The organism is Chelatococcus sp. KU-N122, assembly GCF_055391085.1.
The window spans coordinates 8,574,199-8,593,925 of the sequence record NZ_AP043981.1; the positions used below are offsets into that span (position 1 = coordinate 8,574,199).

Below are 19,727 nucleotides of genomic sequence, written 5' to 3' on the forward strand. Positions count from 1 at the left end.
AAATAAAATGACAAAGCAAATCGTGGTCATAGTCAAAAATAATTCGACCGTGAGACAACACGGCGGTCGAATCCTGACCGGCACATACTGAAGCTGCCCGCCGAGGACGGCACCACATCGCCCCGGCACATCGGCCAGGACCAACACGGACGCGCACTCAACCGCCGGCGGCGGGGCGGCCGGTCATGCGAAAAGCGAGAGGGGGGTTACAATGAGACTATCAAAGCGCCTGCTGCTCGGGTCAGCGGCGGCCCTGTCGGTCGGGGCGAGCGCGCACGCCGCCGATCTGCCGACGACCAAGGCGGCGTCGGTCGAATACGTCAAGGTCTGCGCCACGCACGGCGTCGGCTTCTTCTACATTCCGGGCACCGATACCTGCATCAAGATCGGCGGACGGGCGCAGTTCCAGTACATCTTCACCCAGCACCCCACGCTGAACGGCGGCGACCGCTCGGCCTTCGTCGGCGCCGGGCGCATCCAGATCGATGCGCGCACCGCGACTGCCTGGGGCACGCTGCGCACCTTCGTGCGCTTCGACATCGCCAGCCGCACGGGCGCCTACTACGGCGCCTCGGCGACCATCCGCAATTTCGGCCCCGTCGCCTTCAACGCCACCGGCATCGACACCTACAATCGCGCCTACAAGTGGGTCGAGCCCGACAAGGCCTTCATCCAGTTCGCCGGCCTGACCGCCGGCCGCGCCTCGTCGTTCTACGACTTCTACGTCACCGACATCGAGCTCTCCAACAACTCGATCACCTCGAACGTATCGTCGACCAACCTGCTCGCCTACACGGCCCAGTTCGGCAACGGCTTCAGCGCCACGGTGGCGGCGGAGGATCCGTCGTTCCGCCGCACGCCGCTGTTCTCGGAAACGCTGACGGGCGTGCCCAACACCGGCTTCCAGGCGAGCGCGGGCCTGACGACGACGCTCAATCCGATCTGCAACAGCGGGGTCAACGGCTGCACCTTCGGCACGCCGGTCTACTTCGTCAACGCCGCCGGCCAGCGCGTCGGCTCCGCCTTCGTCGACATCGCCCAGCGCCAGCAGGTGCCCGATTTCGTCGCCAACCTGCGCGTCGACCAGTCCTGGGGCTCGGCGCAGATCTCGGCGGCGGTGCACCAGGTCTCCATCGGCCAGTACGTCGCCGGCACCGCCTACAGCAGCGCCGGCGTGGCCCTGACGCCCAGCCAGGTCGCCGGGCTCGGCGCGGCGCCGCGCTCCGATGCCGCGTGGGGCTACGCCGTCCAGGGCGGCGTCAAGTTCAACCTGCCGTTCCTGGCCCCAGGCGACGCGCTGTGGCTGCAGGTGGCCTACGCCAAGGGCGCCATGTCCTACACCGGCGTCGACAGCCCGCTCGGCCGCGAATCCCCGACCGCGGGCGGCATCGGTACGGGCGCCAGCTTCAACGTCTACAAGCTCGAGGGCTATGTCGACCCCACCAGCGGCGACATCAAGCTCACCACGTCCTGGTCCATGGCCGCGGCGTTCCTGCACTACTGGGCGCCGCAATGGCGGTCCGGCTTCGTGTTCAGCTACGGCCAGCTGACCAATCCCGGCAGCGCCCGCATGACCGGGCCGCTCGGCAACGTCTACGCCAACGCCTCCGGCCTCATCACGCCGGCGGCGGCGGCGGCCGGCGCCTACAACGCCGCCTTCAAGAACTGGAACGAATGGCAGGCCCTGGCCAACCTCGTCTGGTCGCCGGTCAAGGACCTCGATCTCGGCGTCGAGGTTCTCTACCAGCGCATCGAGGTCGCCGGCCGCGTCTACGACAACAACAAGGGCGGCGCGGCCACCGGCGCGACGACGAGCTCCCAGGACAACTGGATGACGCGGCTGCGCATCGACCGCACCTTCTGAACCGGAGCAAGCCCCTTCGAGATCCCGGGGGCCTCCCAAACTCGACCCGCCCCGCCGCCGGGGCGGATCTCTTTTCGCGGCCGTGGCGAACTGCGGCGTGCCGAGGCGCGCCGGGCCGGAATTGACAGTGATCGCCGCCGCACGCTACCGTCACAACCAACTGGATGGTTGATCAATTGCCAGAGGGAGACGCTCGGATGGTTCACGCTCGCACGGATATGTCCGAGCCGGCGCGGCAGGCGCCGCGCCGCCGCATGCCCAAGAAATACACGCGCGCGGGCCTGCTGGCCATCCTGGCGATGGCGGCCGTGCCCGCGGCGCCGGCGGGTGCGGGCGCCGAAGAGCTGGCGCCGTTCAGGATGCAGTTCGGTTCGCTGGCGACGCCGGCCGGTGCGGCTCCCTTCGTCGCCAAGGACGCCGGCCTGTATGCCAAGGCGGGCCTCGACGTCGCCATCCAGCCGGGCCGGCTGTCGCAGGACACGGTCAACGCCGTGAATGCCGGGACGGCGGACATCGGCTTCGTGCTGGCCATCAACCAGATCCTGACCGCCGACAAGGGGCAGCGGCTGGTCGCGGTCGGCAACATGTACGGGCGCAACGCCTTCGGGGTGGTCGCCGCCAAGGACACCGGCATCGGCAAGCTGACCGACCTGGAGGGGCACACCGTCATCCTGCCGGCCGGCAGCTACGAGGCGCTGCTGCGAGCGCTGATCGCCACGCAGGGCGGCAACCCCGACAAGGTCAAGTACGTCACCATTCCGCAGCCGGCCGCGATGCTCAACGCCTACGTCGGCAGGCAGGCGGACGCGGTGCTCACCGTCATTCCCTTCGCCTACTCGGGCGTCGAGGCCGCGCGGCCCTCGGCCTACATCCCCTTCGCCGACGTGGGCGACCCGGAGCCGCTCTACGTCTGGGTGGTGCGGCCGGAAACCCTCGCCCGCAAGAAGGACCAGATCCGCAAGTTCCTGACGGCCACCTATGCGGCCACCGGCATAATCAACGCCAACCGCTCCGCCATGGTCGAGCCGTACGTCAAGTCGGTGCCCGGCGCCCAGGCGGAGCGCGCCATCCCCGACTACGAGCGCTGGATGCCCTACCAATGCGCGGAGGGGCAGACGGTCGTCGGCAAGCCGTCGGCGGCGGCCTGGGACACGGCCATCGCGCTCTACCGCAAGGTGGGGCTGATCAGCTCCCCGCTCAAAGCGGACGAGCTCTACACCAACGAGTTCTTCGACGGCGCCGATCCGGTCTCGACGGTCAAATGCCCGCAGTGAGATCGCCCCGATGATATCCCTGAGCCACGTCACCAAGCGCTTCGGCGCGACGCAAGTCCTGGACGATATCAACCTCGACGTGCCGAAGGGGACCTTCGTCAGCCTGCTCGGCCCATCCGGGTGCGGCAAGAGCACGCTGCTCGCGCTCATCGCCGGGCTGGACCAGGCGACATCCGGCACGATCCAGGTGAACGGCAGGGCCCTCGACGCGCCCAACAGCCAGGCCGGCATGGTGTTCCAGAAGGACCTGCTGCTCGACTGGAAGACCGCGCTCGACAACGTCCTCTTCCAGTTCACCATGCGGGGTGAGCCAGCGCGGCCGCACCGGGACCGCGCCGCGCATCTGCTCGATCGCGTCGGCCTCGGCGCCTTCCTCGGCGCCTATCCCCACCAGCTTTCGGGCGGCATGCGCCAGCGCGTCGCGCTGTGCCGGGCCCTCGTCCACGAGCCCGAATTGCTGCTGATGGACGAGCCGTTCGGGGCGCTCGACGCGATCACCCGCGAGACGGTCGCCATCGACCTGGAACGCGTGACGGCGAATGCGCGCAAGACCGTGATCTTCGTCACCCACAGCCTGGAGGAGGCGGTGTTTCTGGGCGACGTGGTCTTCGTGCTGTCGGCGCGGCCGGGGCGGCTTGCCGGCCGCATCGACGTCGATGTCCCGCGGCCGCGCCGCGAATGGCCGCGCGGCGCCTCGGTGTTCACGCCCTACATCGATCGGGCGTTCGCGGCGCTGCGCCAGGCGGGAGCCTATGATGACGTCGTTGTCTGACCTGACCCCGTCGACGGCCCGCCGTAGGCAGCCCGTCCTGCCCCGCCTGCTGCCGACGCGCCGCAGCCTGTGGAGCTGGGCCGGCTTTGCCATCGTCCTCGTCGGCTGGCAGGCGCTGGTATCGATCGGCAACTACCCGGAGGTGCTGCTGCCGTCGCCGGCCGCCGTCGCCGCCGACATGGTGCAGCAGCGCGCGCTGCTGGCGACGCACAGCCTCGTCACCCTGCGCGAGATCGCCATCGGCTTCGCCCTCTCCGTCCTCATCGGCGTCCCGGTCGCGCTGGCCATCGCGTTCTCGCAACCGCTGGCCAAGCTGCTCATGCCGGTGCTGGTGGTGACCAACTCCATACCCAAGGTCGCGATCGCGCCGCTGTTCCTGATCTGGTTCGGCTTCGGCCAGAAGACCAACATCATCCTGGCGGTTCTCGTGGCGATCTTCCCCATCGTCATCAACACCACGCTGGGCTTGCGGCAGCTCGACCCGGACCTGGTCAAGCTCGGACGGATCATGGGCGGCGACCGCCTGCGCATCTTCTGGCACATCCGGCTGCCGGCCGCCCTGCCCAGCATCTTCGCCGGCCTCAAGCTCGGCATCACGCTCGCCACCATCGGCGTCATCGTCGGCGAGATGATCGCCGGACAGGAGGGCATCGGCTACCTGTCGCAATATGCGGCGAGCCAGTTGCTCACCGTCATGGCCTTTTCCTGCATCGTGGCGATGTCGATCCTCGGCGTCGCGCTGTTCTACGCCGTCGTGCTCGTCGAGGCCCTCGTCATCGGCCCGCGCCGGCGCGAGAGCGCCTCGTGATCGAGCGGGCTCGCCCAATCACGAGGCGCTGCAGGTTCAAGACATGCTCCAGCCGGCCTGACGTCCGCGTCACGCCACCGGCAGGACGTTGGTGTACTTGACTTGGCCCAAGGCGAAGCTCGACTGGATGGAGCCGACGCCGTCGAGCCGGGTGAGCTTGGTCTTGAGGAACATCTCGTAGTCCTCGAGGCTCGCCACCACGATGCGCAGCAGATAATCCTGAACCCCGGTCATCAGGTAGCACTCGACCACCTCGGGCCACTTCGCCACCGCCGCGTTGAAGCGGTCGAGCTCCTCCTCGCGCTGCCGCTCGAGCCTGACCGAGGCGAAGACGCTGATCGGCAGGCCCACCGCGTCCTGATCGACGATGGCGACGTAGCCGCGGATGACGCCCGCCTCCTCCAGCATCCGGACGCGCCGCAGGCAGGGCGAGGTGGTGAGCCCGACCTGCTCCGCCAGGCTCTGGATGGGGATGCGGCCGTCGCGCTGCAGCAGCGCGATGATGTGTCGATCGATCTTGTCGAGTTTACGTGCGGCGCGGCTCATATCGGTCCATAATTGGAAAGAATTGCCAATCTATTCGCCGCCTTCGCCATGTTTGGCAACTCTTGCCGATCGCCACTTGCTAGATTGGCCGCTGGAGGATGCGATGCGCGAACAATTGTCGGAACTGGCCGAGCTCGAGCGGAAGGTGCGCTGGATCTCCGCCTGGACGATCCACCATGCCAATCACGTGAGGCCGAACCCAGACGGGCTGAAGGTCGGCGGGCACCAGGCCTCCTCGGCGTCGCTGGCGACGATCATGACGGCGCTCTATTTCGCCGTGCTGCGCCCCGAGGACCGGGTGGCGGTGAAGCCCCATGCGAGCCCGGTGTTCCACGCCATCCAGTATCTCCTGGGCAACCAGACCCGCGAAAAGCTCGAGAACTTCCGCGGCTTCGGCGGCGCGCAGTCGTATCCGTCGCGCACCAAGGACACCGACGACGTCGACTTCTCCACCGGCTCGGTCGGGCTCGGCGTGGCGCAGACACTGTTCGCCAGCCTCGCCCAGGACTACGTCAAGGCCCACGGCTGGGCCTCCGATCGCGCCGACGGACGCATGATCGCCCTCCTGGGCGATGCCGAGATGGACGAGGGCAACATCTACGAGGCCCTGCTCGAGGGCTGGAAGCAGGGCCTGCGCAACACCTGGTGGATCATCGACTACAACCGCCAGAGCCTCGATGCTGTCGTGCGCGAGGGGCTCTACGCCCGGCTCGAGGCCGTCTATCACGCCTTCGGCTGGCGCGTGGTCACGCTGAAGTACGGCGCCCTGCTGGAGGCGGCATTTGCCGAGCCGGGGGGCGAGCGGCTGCGCACCTGGATCGACGGCTGCCCCAACCAGCTCTACGCGGCGCTGACGTTCCAGGGCGGGGCCGCCTGGCGCAAGCGCCTGATGGACGACATCGCCGACCAGGGCGCGGTGTCGGCGCTGATCGAGCGGCGCAGCGACGCGGAGCTCGCCGCGCTGATGACCAATCTGGGCGGCCACGACCTGCCCTCGCTGCTCGCCACGTTCGCGGCGATCGACGACGACCAGCCGACGGTGTTCCTGGCCTACACCATCAAGGGCTTCGGCCTGCCGCTGGCCGGGCACAAGGACAACCACGCCGGCCTGATGACGCAGGCGCAGATGGAGACCTTCCGCACGCAGATGAGCGTGCGGCCCGGCCATGAATGGGACCGGGCCGAGGGACTGTCGCTGAGCGAGACGGAGCTCGATCGGATCCTCGCGCGCGTGCCGTTCAACGCCCGCGGGCCACGGCGGCTGACGGCCGACCGCATCCCCGTCCCGGACCTGTTGACGGCGCCGCGCCAGGCCGCCATGTCGACCCAGCAGGGTTTCGGCCTCATCCTGAACGAGATCGCCCGCAGCGACGCGCCGCTGGCGGACCGGATCGTGACCACTTCGGCCGACGTCACCGTCTCCACCAACCTCGGCCCCTGGGTGAACCGCCGCGGCCTGTTCGCCCACGAGGCCCAGAGCGACACCTTCAAGCGCGAGCGCATCCCCTCGACCTACACCTGGGACTTTTCGCCGCGCGGCCAGCACATCGAGCTCGGCATCGCCGAGATGAACCTGGTGACGCTGCTCGGCGCGCTGGGGCTGTCGCACACCCTGTTCGGCCAGCGGCTGCTGCCGATCGGCACGCTGTACGACCCTTTCATCGCCCGCTGCCTCGATGGGCTGAATTACGCCTGCTACCAGGACGCCCGCTTCCTGCTGGTGGCGACGCCCTCGGGCGTCACCCTGGCGCCGGAAGGCGGCGCGCACCAGTCGATCAACACGCCGCTGATCGGCATGTCGCAGGACGGCCTCCTCGGCTTCGAGCCGGCGTTCGTCGACGAGCTGGCCGTCATCATGCGGTTTGCCTTCGACTATATGCAGCGCGACCCGAAGACCGACGGCGACGGCGGCTCGGTCTATCTGCGGCTGTCGACGCGCACGGTCGAGCAGCCGGCCCGCGCCATGGACGCTCAGCTGGCCGAGGACATCCTGGCCGGCGCCTATTGGCTGCGGCGCCCGGGCCCCAACGCCGAGATCGTCGTCGCCTGCTGTGGAACCGTGACCCCCGAGGCGATCGAGGCGGTCGGCCTGATGAGCGAGGACCGCCGCGACGTCGGCCTGCTCGCCGTGACCTCTCCGGGCCGATTGCACCGGGGCTGGACGGCGCAGCACCACGGGCGCGCGGCAGTGCCCTCGCACATCGACAGATTGTTGCAGGGCCTGCCGCGCCACTGCGGCCTGGTGACGGTGCTCGACGGCCACCCCGCCACGCTCGCCTGGCTCGGCGCCGTCGCCGGCCACCGGGTGAATGCGCTGGGGGTCGAGCGCTTCGGCCAGACCGGCACCATCGGCGACCTCTACCGGCACAACGGCATCGACGCCCAGGGCATCATCGCGGCTGCCGAAGCGATCGCTCCCGGCCGCCCGATCCGCCACCTTCGGCTGACGGCATGATCGGCGGCCGCCGCTCCGGGCTTGAAAATAGATCAACTAGTTGGTTACATAGATCGAGCCGAATGCACGCAAGCAGCGCAACAAGCTGCATGGGAGGAGGACCAGATGCCGATCGACGCCGCGGACAGCGAGGCCTCGCCCGAGGTGATCGTCAGACCGAGCCTGCACCACGTCAACCTGAAGACCACGCGCCTGGACGAGATGATCGACTGGTATCGTCTCGTCGTCGGAGCCGAGGTCAATTTTCGCAATGACGGGGCGGCCTGGCTTTCCAACGACGGCGCCAATCACCGCCTGGCGCTGCTGTCCCTGCCCGGGCTGCATGACGCTCCGGGGCGGGAGCAGCACACCGGCCTGCACCACACGGCCTTCGAATACGCCTCCTTCGACGAGCTGATGGCCACCTTCGCCCGGCTGAAGACGCATGGCATCGAGCCGGGCTTCTGCCTGGACCACGGGCTCACCACGTCGCTCTACTACTTCGACCCCGACGGCAACGGTGTCGAGCTACAGGTCGACAATTTCGACGATTGGGCCCGATCGACGGACTACATGCGCCACTCGGCCGATTTCCAGCAGAATCCCATCGGCGTGTTCTTCGACCCCTCCCAGGTCCTCGCTGCCCACCGGGCCGGCGAGCCGTTTTCGCAGCTCAGGCAGCGCGTGCGGGCCGGGGCATTCGTGCCCGATCCGTTGCCGCAGCTGCGGTAGAGCGGCGCGTCCCAACAGCAGGTGCCGGCGCTTGGAGAAACCCGGCGCCCGGACAGAGAGACAGAGCAGCAGCTCCGGTTCGGTCGGAGCGCTCTAGCGGGAGCCGAGCGATGCGCATCGCCAATATTGATAGCCGGATAAATATAATCACTGCCGATGGCGTGATCGACGTGGCCGAGGCCAGCAAGGGCCGCTTCGAGCCCGACATCCAGAAGATCTATGACCGCTGGGCGGAGTTTCGCGCCTGGGCCACCGCGTACCGCGAAGGAGCCACGGCCCCGGCGCCGAACCTGGAGGGCGAGCGGATCGGCCCGCCCGTGCCACGTCCGCCGCAGGTCTTCGCAGTGGGGCTGAACTACCGCGCCCACGCAGCGGAAAGCGGCGCGGAGCTGCCGAAGACGCCGATGGTCTTCACCAAGTTTCCCAGCGCCGTCACCGGACCGTTCAACGTCATCGAACTGCCCGCCGGCTCGGTCGACTGGGAGGTCGAGCTCGTCGCCGTGATCGGCCGGGAGGCGCGGCACGTGGCGAAGGAGGAGGCCTGGTCGCACATCGCCGGCCTGACGGCAGGGCAGGATCTGTCCGAACGGGACATGCAGATCGCGCCGCCCGTGCCACAGCAGTTCAGCCTTGCCAAATCCTATGAAGGGTTTGCCCCGATCGGCCCGGTTCTGGTCACCCCCGACGAATTCGCCGACCCGGACGATCTCGACATCTCCTGCACCCTCTCCGGCGAGGTGATGCAGCACTCGCGCACGGGCGATCTGATCTTCTCGATCCCCGCCATCGTGGCGCACCTGTCGTCCGTGCTGAGGCTGCTGCCGGGCGACCTGATCTTCACCGGCACGCCGAGCGGCGTCGGCTGGGCCCGCTCGCCGAAGCGGTTCATCTCGGCGGCCGACGAGTTGGTGAGCACGATCGAGGGCATCGGCCGAATGCGGCACCGCTTTCGCCGTGCGTGAGCCGTGGCGACCGCACCTTCCGGGTCCGCGTCGGCGGCGCTCCAACGACGACGGGGGCGGGCCCGAGCCCCGCCCGTGCCGATCCCTCATGGCCATCCGGCCGCTCCGGCTCATGGGACTGCCGCCCTGCTGCCCCAATCAACCTCTAGCCCGCGGTTCCGGGACATCCGAACAGGGGCATGATGAGACTGGGCGTTTTGACCATTGCGCTGGTTGGAGCATCGGCTGCCGGCGCAGCCGACGGGCACAAGCAGATGCACGACCGGCAGATGTTGAGGCTCGAGCCCACCACGCGCCTCGAACAGCGCTGCGACGCCCGAGGGATAGGTGAAGTCGGCCGGACCCATGAAGGCATGCGTCCCGACGAGCTCGTCGCGTACGCCTACGCCCCTCCCGAGATCCGCGAGCATACCATCTCGGCGAGCGGCGCGGCGGTCCGAAGCAAGGGCATCTGGTACCACCTGTCCTATGTCTGCACCACGACGCCCGACGGGCTGGATATCGTGGAGTTTCGGCACACCCTGGGGGCACCGGTTCCGCGCAGCGAATGGGTCGAACACGAGCTCGTCCCGCCCTAGTGTGGTGGATCTGAAGTTCCTGCTCCCCACATGGCATCCATGTTCGGGAACTTCAGATCCACCACACTAGGCGGTGCGTCCCGGCTCTCGTGCGCACGCCGCCTGCGGCGGTCCGATATGGCCGGGCTTGTGGACGTCTCGGTGCGGCGGCGGATCCGTAGTTCCTGCCCCCGCACAGCCCCAGCATTCAGAGGCAAAAGCTGCTATAGACTGCTATATTAACAGAATATTTACCATTCTCGTCGCAAACTCGACAGCCTCTGCTCGAGGCGATGCAAGATCCGGCTTCGCCATTACCGAGGGCACGCTGACGTCTTGTCCCTTCGACCGCGACGCCTCCCCCTCCTCTTCCCGGCCGCCGGCCTCCGGGGCGTCTGATGCTGGAAAGATGCGCGCCCCCCTGCGCTCGGGATCGCACGCGCCCATGTCGCTGCACCTGCACCGATCGTCGCCCGGGCAATGGACACCGCGGCCCGAGCGGACCATCGTGCCAGTTGCCAGGCATAGTGCCTGATTCGCTGACGCCGCGCGTGGCAACGCGGCGTGCGTCGGCCACTGCACTGCGTAAACGCAGGCCGGTTGCGTCCATCACCTTTCGGAAGATCTGTTCGGCGGTGAGTTGTTCTCGCCGAATGATTTGGCTCGTGCGGAATATAGATCCGCGCCAGAGGCCAAGCGTGAGCTGGGCTGGCGACATATTCTCGCCATCTCCAGCCTTTTCATGCGCGGCTCCCTCAACAACGAAGGATGGTTCATTGACTCACCGACGGATGGCGCTCGCCTTCGCCACCCTGCTCATCGCCGGGACGACCACATCAGCGGCACTTGCGGCCCATAAGCAGGGCCGCGTCCATGGCGCCCAGCGCGGCCTGGCCAGCTACTACGGCCCGGGCTTCCATGGCCGGCGCACGGCCAGCGGCGAGCGGTTCAACGCGGGCGCCATGACGGCGGCCCACCGCACCCTGCCCTTCGGCACGCGGGTGCGGGTGACCAACGAGCGCAGCGGACGTTCCGTCGTCGTGCGCATCAATGACCGTGGCCCCTTCGGGCATGGCCGCGTCATCGACCTCTCCAGCGGCTCCGCCCGGGCCCTCGGCATGGGCGGCACCGCTCCGGTCTCGCTGGTACCGTTGACCCACGCCGCGGCCGAGTAAGGCCGAACTCCCCTCCAGACCGCCGCTTATGCCGCTTCCTGCGCATAGGCGGACGGCTCGTAGTTGAGCACCGGCCCCAGCCACCGCTCCACCTCGGCGATGGGCATGCCCTTGCGGCGGGCGTAGTCCTCCACCTGGTCGCGCTCCACCTTGGCGACGCCGAAGTAATGGGCGTCCGGGTGGGCGAGGTAGAGCCCCGACACGGACGAGCCCGGCCACATGGCGAAGCTCTCTGTGAGCTTGACGCCGATACGGCTCTCGGCCGCGAGCAACCCGAACAGCGTCGCCTTTTCCGTATGGTCGGGCTGCGCCGGATAGCCGGGCGCCGGGCGGATGCCGCGGTAGGCCTCGTCGATCAGCTGGTCGTTGGAGATCGCCTCGTCGGCCGCATAGCCCCAGAGCTCCTGGCGCACGCGCTGGTGCATGCGCTCGGCGAAGGCTTCCGCAATACGGTCGGCCAGCGCCTTGACCATGATCGAGGCGTAGTCGTCGTTGGCCCCGGCGAAGCGCTTGGAGATGCGGTCTTCCTGCGCGCCGGCGGTGACGACGAAGCCGCCGACGTAGTCCGCCTTGCCGGTCTCCAGCGGCGCGACGAAATCGGCCAGCGCCAGGTTGGGCCGGCCGTCGCGCTTGCTGAGCTGCTGGCGCAAGGTGAAGAAGGTGGCGAGCTCCTCGCCGCGGCTCTCGCCGGTGAACAGCCTGATGTCGTCGCCGACCGCGTTGGCCGGCCAGAAGCCGATCACCGCCTTGGGGTTGAACCAGCGCCCGTCGATGATCTGCTTCAGCATCGCCTGCGCATCGTCGTAGAGCTGGCGAGCGACGGCGCCCTGCTTCTCGTCCTCCAAGAGCGCCGGGAAGCGGCCCTTGAGCTCCCAGGTCTGGAAGAACGGCGTCCAGTCGATGTACTTGACGAGCTCGGCCACGTCATAGCTGCCGAAGACCCGGGTGCCGAGGAAGCTCGGCTTGGGCGGCGCGTAGGCATCCCAATCGATCTTGAAGGCGTTGGCCCGCGCCTTGGCGAGCGGCAGCCGCTGCTTGTCGGCCTCGGCCCGGGCGTGGGCGCCGGCAACCTTGGCGTATTCGGCCTTGACGCCCTCCACGTAGGAGCCGACCTGCTCCTTGGAGAGCAGGCTCGACACCACGCCGACGGCGCGGCTGGCGTCGGTGACGTACACCGTCTGCCCCTTGGAATAGTTGGGATGGATCTTCACCGCCGTGTGCACGCGGCTGGTGGTGGCCCCGCCGATCAGCAGCGGGATGTCGAAGCCCTCCCGCTCCATCTCGCTCGCCACGTTGACCATCTCGTCGAGTGACGGCGTGATCAGCCCCGACAGGCCGATGATGTCGACCTTCTCCTGGCGCGCTGTCTCCAGGATCTTGTGCGCCGGCACCATGACGCCGAGGTCGATGACGTCGTAATTGTTGCAGGCCAGGACGACGCCGACGATGTTCTTGCCGATATCGTGCACGTCGCCCTTGACGGTCGCCATCAGCACCTTGCCGGCCGCCCGCCGGCCGGCGCCTTCGCCGCCCGCCTGCTTCTCGGCCTCCATGAACGGCATCAGATAGGCGACCGCCTGCTTCATCACGCGGGCCGACTTCACCACCTGCGGCAGGAACATCTTGCCGGAGCCGAACAGATCGCCCACGACGCTCATGCCGGCCATCAGCGGCCCCTCGATGACGTGCAGCGGCCGCTCGACGGTCGTGCGCGCCGCTTCGGTGTCGGCCTCGATGTACTCGGTGATGCCGTTGACCAGGGCATGCTCGAGCCGCTTCTCGACCGGCCAGGTACGCCAGGTCAGGTCAGCCTCGCGTGCCTGCTTGCCGGCGCCGCCCTTGAACTTTTCCGCCGCCTCCATCAGCCGCTCGGTGCCGTCCTCGCGCCGGTTCAGCACCACGTCCTCGCAGGCCTCGCGCAGCGCCGGATCGATCTCGTCGTAGAGGGCGAGCTGGCCCGCATTGACGATGCCCATGTCCATGCCGGCCTTGATGGTGTGGTAGAGGAACACGGCGTGCATCGCCTCGCGCACCGGCTCGTTGCCGCGGAACGAGAACGAGAAGTTCGAGACGCCGCCGGAGACATGGGCGTGCGGCAGGGTGGCGCGGATCTCGCGCGTCGCCTCGATGAAGTCGACGCCGTAGTTGTTGTGCTCCTCGATGCCCGTCGCCACCGCGAAGATGTTGGGATCGAAGATGATGTCCTCAGGCGGGAAGTCGAGCGTCCCGGTCAGCAGCTTGTAGGCGCGGGTGCAGATCTCGACCTTGCGCGCCTGGGTATCCGCCTGGCCCTTCTCGTCGAACGCCATGACCACCACCGCCGCTCCATAGGCGCGCACGATGCGCGCCTCGGCCAGGAACTTGGCCTCGCCTTCCTTGAGCGAGATGGAATTGACGATGCCCTTGCCCTGCAGGCACTTGAGGCCGGCCTCGATGACCTCGAACTTGGAGCTGTCGACCATGACCGGCACCCGGGCGATATCGGGCTCGGCGGCGACGAGGTTGAGAAAGTCGACCATCGCCTTCTTGGAGTCGAGCAGGCCCTCGTCCATGTTGACGTCGATCACCTGGGCGCCGTTCGCCACCTGGTCGCGCGCCACGTCGAGCGCCGCCGCGTAGTCGCCGGCGGTGATCAGCTTGCGAAACCGGGCCGATCCCGTGACGTTGGTGCGCTCGCCGATGTTGACGAACGGGATGTCCGGCGTGAGCACAAACGGCTCCAGCCCGGAGAGCCGCAGCAGCGGCGCAATCTCCGGCAGGGCGCGCGGGGCCTTGCCCGCCACTGCCTCGGCGATGGCGCGGATGTGGCCGGGTGTGGTGCCGCAGCAGCCGCCGGCGACGTTGACCAGCCCCGCCGCCGCGAACTCGCCGACCAGCGCGCCCATGGCCTCCGGGCTCTCGTCATAGAGGCCGAATTCGTTGGGCAGCCCGGCGTTGGGATAGGCGCAGACGAAGGTGTCGGCGACCTTACCGATCTCCTGGATGTGGGCGCGCATCTCGCGGGCGCCCAGCGCGCAGTTGAGCCCGATGGAGAAGGGCCTGGCGTGGCGCAGCGAATGCCAGAACGCGGTCGGCGTCTGCCCCGACAGGGTGCGCCCGGACAAATCGGTGATGGTGCCGGAGATCATGATCGGCAATGCGACGCCGCGCTCGGCGAACACCGTCTGCGTGGCGACCACCGCCGCCTTGGCGTTGAGCGTATCGAAGATGGTCTCGATCAGGATGATCTCGGAGCCGCCGTCGATCAGGCCGCGCACCTGCTCGGCGTAGGCCTCGCGCACCTCGTCGAAGGTGACGGCCCGGAAGCCCGGATTGTTGACGTCGGGCGAGATCGAGAGCGTCCGGTTGGTCGGCCCGATGGCGCCGGCGACGAAGCGGCGCCGGCCGTCCTGGCGGCGGGCGAGCTCGGCCGCCTCCCGCGCCAGCCGTGCGCCCTCGCGGTTGAGCTCGTAGACGATCGGCTCCAGCCCATAGTCGGCCTGGGCGATGGACGTGCCGGAGAAGGTGTTGGTCTCGACGATGTCGGCGCCGGCCAGGAAGTATTGCAGGTGGATGTCGCGGATCGCATCCGGCTGGGTCAGGATCAGCAGGTCGTTGTTGCCGCGCAGATCCTTGGAATGATCCTCGAAGCGCTCGCGGCGGAAGTCCTGCTCGGAGAACTTCAGGCTCTGGATCATCGTGCCCATGGCGCCGTCGAGCACCAGGATGCGCTCGCGCGCTGCCGCCGTGAGCGCAGCCCGGACGTCGTTGCCGTCGGCGGGCGTGATGGCCGGAAGATCCGTCATGATGAGCGTCCCGTGTGCCGGAGTTGTCGGACCAAATCAGGGTGGCCAAGTCAGGATGGCCGGGGCATGTGCCGGATGGCCGGGCGCGACCGGGCCACCCGCCGCGCGGCTCTACGCCGCCGCCTGCGCCGCCGTCGGCGCGGCCCCCTGGGGCGCCCTGAGCCCCAGCAGGTGGCAGACCGCGTAGACCAGGTCGGCACGGTTCATCGTGTAGAAATGGAGATCGGTGATGCCGCGGTCGACCAGGTCGAACGCCTGCTCGGCGGCGATCGCCGAGGCGATGAGACGACGGGTCTCGACGTCGTCGTCGAGCCCCTCGAAGCGATGGGCGAGCCAGGCCGGCACCGAAGCGCCGGCGCGCGCGGCAAAGCCTGCCGCCTGCTTGAAGTTCTGCACCGGCAGGATGCCTGGTACGATCGGGATGGCGATGCCTCGGGCCCGCACCCGGTCGAGGAAACGGAAATAGAGATCGTTGTCGAAGAAGAACTGCGTCACCGCGCGGGTGGCGCCGGCATCGACCTTGCGCTTGAGCATGTCGATGTCGGCATCGATGCTGCTGCTCTCCGGATGCTTTTCGGGATAGGCCGAGACGCTGACCTCGAAATCGCCGATCGTCTTGATCGCCGCGACCAGATCGGGCGACGACTGGTAGCCCTCCGGGTGCGGCCGGTAGGCGGCACCGACCCCCTCCGGCGCATCGCCCCGCAGCGCCACGATGTGGCGCACGCCGGCAGCCCAGTAGTCGCGCACGACCTCGTCGACCTCCGCGCAGGTCGCCGACACGCAGGTCAGGTGCGCGGCGGGCCTCAGGCTCGTCTCCTCCACCAACCGCTTGACGGTGGCGTGGGTGCGCTCCCGGGTCGAGCCGCCGGCGCCGTAGGTCACCGAGACGAAGTGCGGCCCGAGCGGCTCGAGACGGCGGATCGAGGCCCAGAGCGTCTCCTCCATGGCCGCTGTCTTGGGCGGAAAGAACTCGAACGAGACGCTGGGCAACCGCGCACCGTCGCGGCTCGGCCGAAAGCCATGGCTCGTCATCACGCCACCTCCGATTGTTGGGCCCGCATGGGCCAGTCGCCGGTGATCCGCCGGTCCCGCCCGAGCGAGAGGGTCACCGTCAGATGCGCCTCGTCGCCGGTGGCGAGGTCCCGCTGAGCCCGCAGGTCGAGCCCGGCCTCGTCGAACCAGGCCTCCAGCTGCTCGTGGCCGAAGCCCAGTCGGCGATGCTGATGCTGTTCGCGCAGGAACTCATGCTCGTGCGGCGCGAAGTCGACCACCAGCAGCCGGCCGCCGGGGACCAGCGCTGCCGCCGCCTCGCGCAAGGCGCGGACCGGATCGTCGAGGAAGTGCAGCACCTGGTGCAGCACCACGAGATCGAAGCCGCCGCGCTCGACCGGCAGCGCGTGGATATCGCCCTGGCGCAGCTCGACGCGGGCGAGGCCGGCCGTCTCCAGCTTGGCGCGCGCCACGGCGAGCATGGCGGGGCTGGCATCCACGCCGACCGCCCGGTCCGCCAGCGGCGCCAGGAGCTGCAGCATGCGCCCGGTGCCGGTGCCGAGATCGAGCAGCGCCTGGACCGGCCGGTCGCCGATAATGTCCAGGATGGCCGCCTCGACCGCCGCCTCGGACACGTGCAGCGACCGCAGGCGGTCCCAATCCGGCGCCAGCCTGGCGAAGAAGCTCTCCGCCGCCCGCGACCGTTCGGCCCGCACCTGGGCCAGCCGCTCCTGATCGCTGGCGAGCAGCGGATCGCTCCGGTCGAGCGCCGCCAGGACCGTCCGCAGCAGTTGCGGGGCGCCCGGGCCGTCGGCCAGCCGGAAGAAGGCCCATGCCCCCTCGCGATGGCGCTCGACCAGGCCCGCCTCGGTGAGCAGCTTGAGGTGGCGGGAGATGCGGGGCTGCGACTGGCCCAGTGTCTCGGTGAGATCGGAGACGTTGAATTCGCCGGCGGCGAGCAGCGCCAGGATGCGCAGCCGCGTCTCCTCGCCAGCCGCCTTGAGCGCCTCGAGCAACGGCTCGAACCGAGTGGGGGACGGCGGCTTCATCGGATCCGGGCGCTCCATGTAACGATATAAAGATATGTTTATATCGTTCGCAGAGCGGCGGCAAGCGATTTCGGGGGCGGATGGAGCGCCGCGGCAAAGCCCGACCATAACCATATGAAGGGGGAACGACCTCGACCTTCGGACATCGTCATGGCCGGGCTGACCCGGTCCATCCACCGTTTCGAGACAATGGAGCCGCCGGGGCGGCCGGCTTGGCCCGACGCTACTGCCGTTCGCGCAGCAGGTGGGTGAGCGGCAGCATGCGGTTGCGCCGCACGGCGATGATCAGCACGCCGACGAGGGCGATGCCGGTGCCCGCGACTGTGCGCAGGTCGAGCCGGTCCCCGGTGATGATGATGCCGAGCGCGATGGTGATCAGCGGCGTCATCAGCGTCAGTGGCGCCACCAGATTGGCCTCGTAGCGATGGATCAGCCCGTAATAGGCGGTGTGGGCGAAGACGGACACGACGATGGCGGCGAACAGCACCGCGAACACGAACACCCAGCCGCCGGCAATGCCGCGCGCGATCGGATCCTGCTCCAGCAGGGCCGAGGTCAGCGCCATGGGGACGAAGCTGGCGACGCCGACCCAGGCCTGGAACTGCAGCGGCCGCACCCCGTGCATCTGCTTCATCAGGATGGCGCCGACGGAGGCCGCCAGTGCCGAGGCCGCCACGTAGATCAGCCCGACCGTGGCCGAGACGCCGTTTGGATCCCACATCACCAGCATGGTGCCGAGGAACGCCAGCGCGATGCCGAAGCGGCGGCGCCAGCCGATCCGTTCGCCGAGCACGATGACCGAGAGGATGGTCGTCATGGGCACGCCGAGCTGGGTGACGATGGCGGTTGCCGAGGGCGTGGCCGTCTCGAGCCCCTTGAACACCAGGCCGAAGCTGCCGGCGCCCATGCACAACGCCACCGCGATGGTGCGCCACCACGGCTTGGGCATGGGCCACAGCCAGGGCAGGCAGATCAGGCCGACCAGGGCGAAACGGACGGTCGCGTAGAACAGCGGCGGGACCTGGAGGTCGGATACGACGACCTTGCTGACCACCGTGCTGAAGGCCCAAGCCACGCAGATGGCCACGAACAGCAGAAAGTCCCGGGAACGCATACGTCTCGCCAGCCAGAGGGATGGACCCGAAACCCGTGGCCGCGGGCTCCCGCGCGCAGCCACTTCGAATCCGAACAATCTGCGGCTCGAAAGCCGCGGCCCCCTCAGCATGGAGCCGAGGCGATGTGAATTGCGGACTCGCCGTCGATCCCGGCCGAGCCGCAGGTCCGCCGCGGCGGGACATGCATCCGGTCAGGTCAATCGTCGGCCCATGTTCGGGGACTGGCTGACTGTAGAGCAGAATCCTGACAGTTGTGCATCGCAAACATCGAGTGCCCCCCATCGGGGCCGCATGCGCCACGCGCATAGCCGCCCCGATGTGCGGCAATTTGGCCGAACTATCTGACAACGCTCGTGTTCACGATTGCCTAACCCTAACGGGCTAATTCTCTGGCATTGCACAACGATCGGCGTTCCCCTAGACGAAGCGGGGGTGGGGGCGCTGCCTGTTGCGAGGAATCGCATGCCGGGTCAACGCGTCGAAACCATCGATCTGTGGCGGGGCCTTGTCCTCGTCATGATCTTCATCAACCACATCCCCGGTAATCCGCTCGAGCACCTGACGCTGCGCAATTACGGCTTTTCCGATTCGGCCGAGGCGTTCGTGTTCGTCTCGGGCCTCGCGGTGTCCTACGCCTATTTTCCCAAGGTCGTCGCAGGGGATCTTCTGGGTGCCGCGCGGCGCTGCCTGCAAAGGGCGGTCAAGCTCTACAGCGTGCACATCCTCATCACGCTCGCGGCCCTCGTGCTGTTCGGCCAGGCTTTCCTGGCGACGCGCATCCCGTCGCTCGTGGTCGACCACGGCCGCGACATCAGCTTCACGGAGCCGGTGCGCGCCCTCGTCGGGCTGGCGCTGATGAGCCACCAGCTCGGCTATTTCAACATCCTGCCACTCTACGTGGCGCTGATGCTGATGGCGCCGCTGCTGCTGCTGGCGGCGCGCATCCACACCCTGCTGGCGCTAGCGGCATCGGCCCTGCTCTACCTGGCCTCGCGCTGGTTCGACTTCGCCCTCCCGACCTGGCCGATCCAGGGGCGGTGGTTCTTCGACCCGTTCTCCTGGCAGCTGATCTTCACCATCGGCCTGGTCTGCGGCATCGAGTGGCGCTCCCGCCCGATACCCTATTCGCGCACCGCATTCATCGGAGCGCTGGTCGTGGTGTGGGCGAGCTTCGCCGTGGTGACGAACGCGCTCGGCCAGTCGCCCGGTCTCTACGACGCGGCCCGCCACTATCTCGACCTGACGAAGACCGACCTCGGCCTCACCCGGCTCATCCACTTCCTGGCGCTGGCCTACCTGGTGTCCCAGCTGCGGCTCGGCAATGCGATGCTGCGGCTCCCCGGAGCGGACAAGCTCACGCTGCTCGGCCGCAACGGCCTCGGCGTGTTCGCGGCCGGATCGCTGGCCAGCGCGCTCGGCCAGATCCTGCTCGCCATTTCCGATGACTCACCGCTGGTCGGTGTGATATTCGTGCTCACGGGAATTCTGGGGCTGATAGCCCTCGCGAGCATCCTGGAATGGTCGGCAGCCTCGCCTTCGTCCGATCGGCGCTCGTCGCCGCGGCGGCCCTCACCTGTGTGGCCGTCGCCCCGTCATGGGCCGACGAGCAAGGCTTGAACAGGCCCGCTTCGTCGGGCCTGCCTCAATTGACGGCCCCGGAT

The 19,727-nt window shown here is 68.3% G+C and carries 15 protein-coding genes; 10 read left to right on the forward strand and 5 right to left on the reverse strand.

The window, feature by feature from the left end; all coding sequences use genetic code 11:
• The first annotated feature begins 211 nt into the window (after window positions 1-211).
• The 4 genes from ACZ5PO_RS38575 to ACZ5PO_RS38590 all read left to right on the forward strand — a co-directional run bounded on the left by ACZ5PO_RS38575 (window position 212) and on the right by ACZ5PO_RS38590 (window position 4,718).
• On the forward strand, window positions 212-1,864 hold the full coding sequence (locus tag ACZ5PO_RS38575; RefSeq protein WP_464188542.1) for a porin: 1,653 nt from the start codon (window positions 212-214) through the stop codon (window positions 1,862-1,864).
• A 197-nt stretch (window positions 1,865-2,061) separates the two neighbouring features.
• Complete coding sequence (locus ACZ5PO_RS38580; protein ID WP_464188545.1) at window positions 2,062-3,138, forward strand: ABC transporter substrate-binding protein; 1,077 nt, start codon at window positions 2,062-2,064, stop codon at window positions 3,136-3,138.
• Window positions 3,139-3,148: 10 nt separating this feature from the next.
• The gene (locus ACZ5PO_RS38585; RefSeq protein ID WP_464188547.1) at window positions 3,149-3,910 is read left to right on the forward strand and encodes an ABC transporter ATP-binding protein; all 762 of its coding nucleotides are present in this window, start codon (window positions 3,149-3,151) and stop codon (window positions 3,908-3,910) included.
• Window positions 3,894-4,718 carry an ABC transporter permease gene (locus tag ACZ5PO_RS38590; protein ID WP_464188549.1) on the forward strand — a complete coding sequence of 275 codons (825 nt, stop codon included), beginning with the start codon at window positions 3,894-3,896 and terminating at the stop codon, window positions 4,716-4,718. The genes ACZ5PO_RS38585 and ACZ5PO_RS38590 overlap by 17 nt, the downstream gene beginning before the upstream one ends.
• Window positions 4,719-4,787: 69 nt before the next feature.
• On the opposite strand, the gene ACZ5PO_RS38595 is transcribed toward ACZ5PO_RS38590, so the two are convergent.
• A complete protein-coding gene (locus ACZ5PO_RS38595; RefSeq protein WP_464188551.1) occupies window positions 4,788-5,264 on the reverse strand; it encodes an Lrp/AsnC family transcriptional regulator in 477 nt (158 codons plus the stop codon).
• Between the two features lie 103 nt (window positions 5,265-5,367).
• Here ACZ5PO_RS38595 and ACZ5PO_RS38600 point away from each other — a divergent pair, with 103 nt between their 5' ends.
• The 5 genes from ACZ5PO_RS38600 (at window position 5,368) to ACZ5PO_RS38620 (ending at window position 11,124) form a co-directional block, all read left to right on the forward strand.
• Complete coding sequence (locus ACZ5PO_RS38600) at window positions 5,368-7,719, forward strand: transketolase (protein WP_464188553.1); 2,352 nt, start codon at window positions 5,368-5,370, stop codon at window positions 7,717-7,719.
• 105 nt (window positions 7,720-7,824) lie between these two features.
• Complete coding sequence (locus tag ACZ5PO_RS38605) at window positions 7,825-8,430, forward strand: VOC family protein (RefSeq protein ID WP_464188555.1); 606 nt, start codon at window positions 7,825-7,827, stop codon at window positions 8,428-8,430.
• Between the two features lie 110 nt (window positions 8,431-8,540).
• The gene (locus tag ACZ5PO_RS38610; protein WP_464188557.1) at window positions 8,541-9,392 is read left to right on the forward strand and encodes a fumarylacetoacetate hydrolase family protein; all 852 of its coding nucleotides are present in this window, start codon (window positions 8,541-8,543) and stop codon (window positions 9,390-9,392) included.
• Window positions 9,393-9,589: 197 nt separating this feature from the next.
• Window positions 9,590-9,970 carry a DUF930 domain-containing protein gene (locus ACZ5PO_RS38615; protein WP_464188559.1) on the forward strand — a complete coding sequence of 127 codons (381 nt, stop codon included), beginning with the start codon at window positions 9,590-9,592 and terminating at the stop codon, window positions 9,968-9,970.
• 770 nt (window positions 9,971-10,740) lie between these two features.
• On the forward strand, window positions 10,741-11,124 hold the full coding sequence (locus ACZ5PO_RS38620; RefSeq protein WP_464197222.1) for a septal ring lytic transglycosylase RlpA family protein: 384 nt from the start codon (window positions 10,741-10,743) through the stop codon (window positions 11,122-11,124).
• A gap of 26 nt (window positions 11,125-11,150) precedes the next feature.
• Here the strand turns inward: ACZ5PO_RS38620 and metH are convergent, their stop codons facing one another.
• The 4 genes from metH to ACZ5PO_RS38640 form a co-directional block, all read right to left on the reverse strand.
• Entirely contained in the window at window positions 11,151-14,909 is a 3,759-nt protein-coding gene (gene metH, locus ACZ5PO_RS38625; protein WP_464188561.1) for a methionine synthase, read from the reverse strand.
• 111 nt (window positions 14,910-15,020) lie between these two features.
• Window positions 15,021-15,944 (reverse strand): methylenetetrahydrofolate reductase [NAD(P)H], encoded by a 924-nt coding sequence (gene metF, locus ACZ5PO_RS38630; RefSeq protein ID WP_464188563.1) that lies wholly within the window; start codon window positions 15,942-15,944, stop codon window positions 15,021-15,023.
• Window positions 15,944-16,951 (reverse strand): ArsR/SmtB family transcription factor, encoded by a 1,008-nt coding sequence (locus ACZ5PO_RS38635; RefSeq protein ID WP_464188565.1) that lies wholly within the window; start codon window positions 16,949-16,951, stop codon window positions 15,944-15,946. The genes metF and ACZ5PO_RS38635 overlap by 1 nt, the downstream gene beginning before the upstream one ends.
• 223 nt (window positions 16,952-17,174) lie before the next feature.
• The gene (locus ACZ5PO_RS38640; RefSeq protein ID WP_464188567.1) at window positions 17,175-18,065 is read right to left on the reverse strand and encodes a DMT family transporter; all 891 of its coding nucleotides are present in this window, start codon (window positions 18,063-18,065) and stop codon (window positions 17,175-17,177) included.
• Window positions 18,066-18,528: 463 nt separating this feature from the next.
• On the opposite strand from ACZ5PO_RS38640, the gene ACZ5PO_RS38645 reads away from it, so the two are divergent.
• Window positions 18,529-19,683, forward strand: a complete 1,155-nt coding sequence (locus ACZ5PO_RS38645) for an OpgC family protein (RefSeq protein WP_464188569.1) — start codon at window positions 18,529-18,531, stop codon at window positions 19,681-19,683.
• Window positions 19,684-19,727 lie beyond the last annotated feature (44 nt).

Excerpts from the sequence above, each read along its gene's own strand:
- ACZ5PO_RS38640 (WP_464188567.1), bottom strand. The coding sequence starts at position 18,065 with ATGCGTTCCCGGGACTTTCTGCTGTTCGTGGCCATCTGCGTGGCTTGG.
- ACZ5PO_RS38635 (WP_464188565.1), bottom strand. The coding sequence starts at position 16,951 with ATGAAGCCGCCGTCCCCCACTCGGTTCGAGCCGTTGCTCGAGGCGCTC.
- ACZ5PO_RS38595 (WP_464188551.1), bottom strand. The coding sequence starts at position 5,264 with ATGAGCCGCGCCGCACGTAAACTCGACAAGATCGATCGACACATCATC.
- metH (WP_464188561.1), bottom strand. The coding sequence starts at position 14,909 with ATGACGGATCTTCCGGCCATCACGCCCGCCGACGGCAACGACGTCCGG.
- ACZ5PO_RS38645 (WP_464188569.1), top strand. The coding sequence starts at position 18,529 with ATGCCGGGTCAACGCGTCGAAACCATCGATCTGTGGCGGGGCCTTGTC.
- ACZ5PO_RS38580 (WP_464188545.1), top strand. The coding sequence starts at position 2,062 with ATGGTTCACGCTCGCACGGATATGTCCGAGCCGGCGCGGCAGGCGCCG.
- ACZ5PO_RS38605 (WP_464188555.1), top strand. The coding sequence starts at position 7,825 with ATGCCGATCGACGCCGCGGACAGCGAGGCCTCGCCCGAGGTGATCGTC.
- metF (WP_464188563.1), bottom strand. The coding sequence starts at position 15,944 with ATGACGAGCCATGGCTTTCGGCCGAGCCGCGACGGTGCGCGGTTGCCC.
- ACZ5PO_RS38590 (WP_464188549.1), top strand. The coding sequence starts at position 3,894 with ATGACGTCGTTGTCTGACCTGACCCCGTCGACGGCCCGCCGTAGGCAG.
- ACZ5PO_RS38585 (WP_464188547.1), top strand. The coding sequence starts at position 3,149 with ATGATATCCCTGAGCCACGTCACCAAGCGCTTCGGCGCGACGCAAGTC.
- ACZ5PO_RS38575 (WP_464188542.1), top strand. The coding sequence starts at position 212 with ATGAGACTATCAAAGCGCCTGCTGCTCGGGTCAGCGGCGGCCCTGTCG.
- ACZ5PO_RS38610 (WP_464188557.1), top strand. The coding sequence starts at position 8,541 with ATGCGCATCGCCAATATTGATAGCCGGATAAATATAATCACTGCCGAT.
- ACZ5PO_RS38600 (WP_464188553.1), top strand. The coding sequence starts at position 5,368 with ATGCGCGAACAATTGTCGGAACTGGCCGAGCTCGAGCGGAAGGTGCGC.
- ACZ5PO_RS38620 (WP_464197222.1), top strand. The coding sequence starts at position 10,741 with ATGGCGCTCGCCTTCGCCACCCTGCTCATCGCCGGGACGACCACATCA.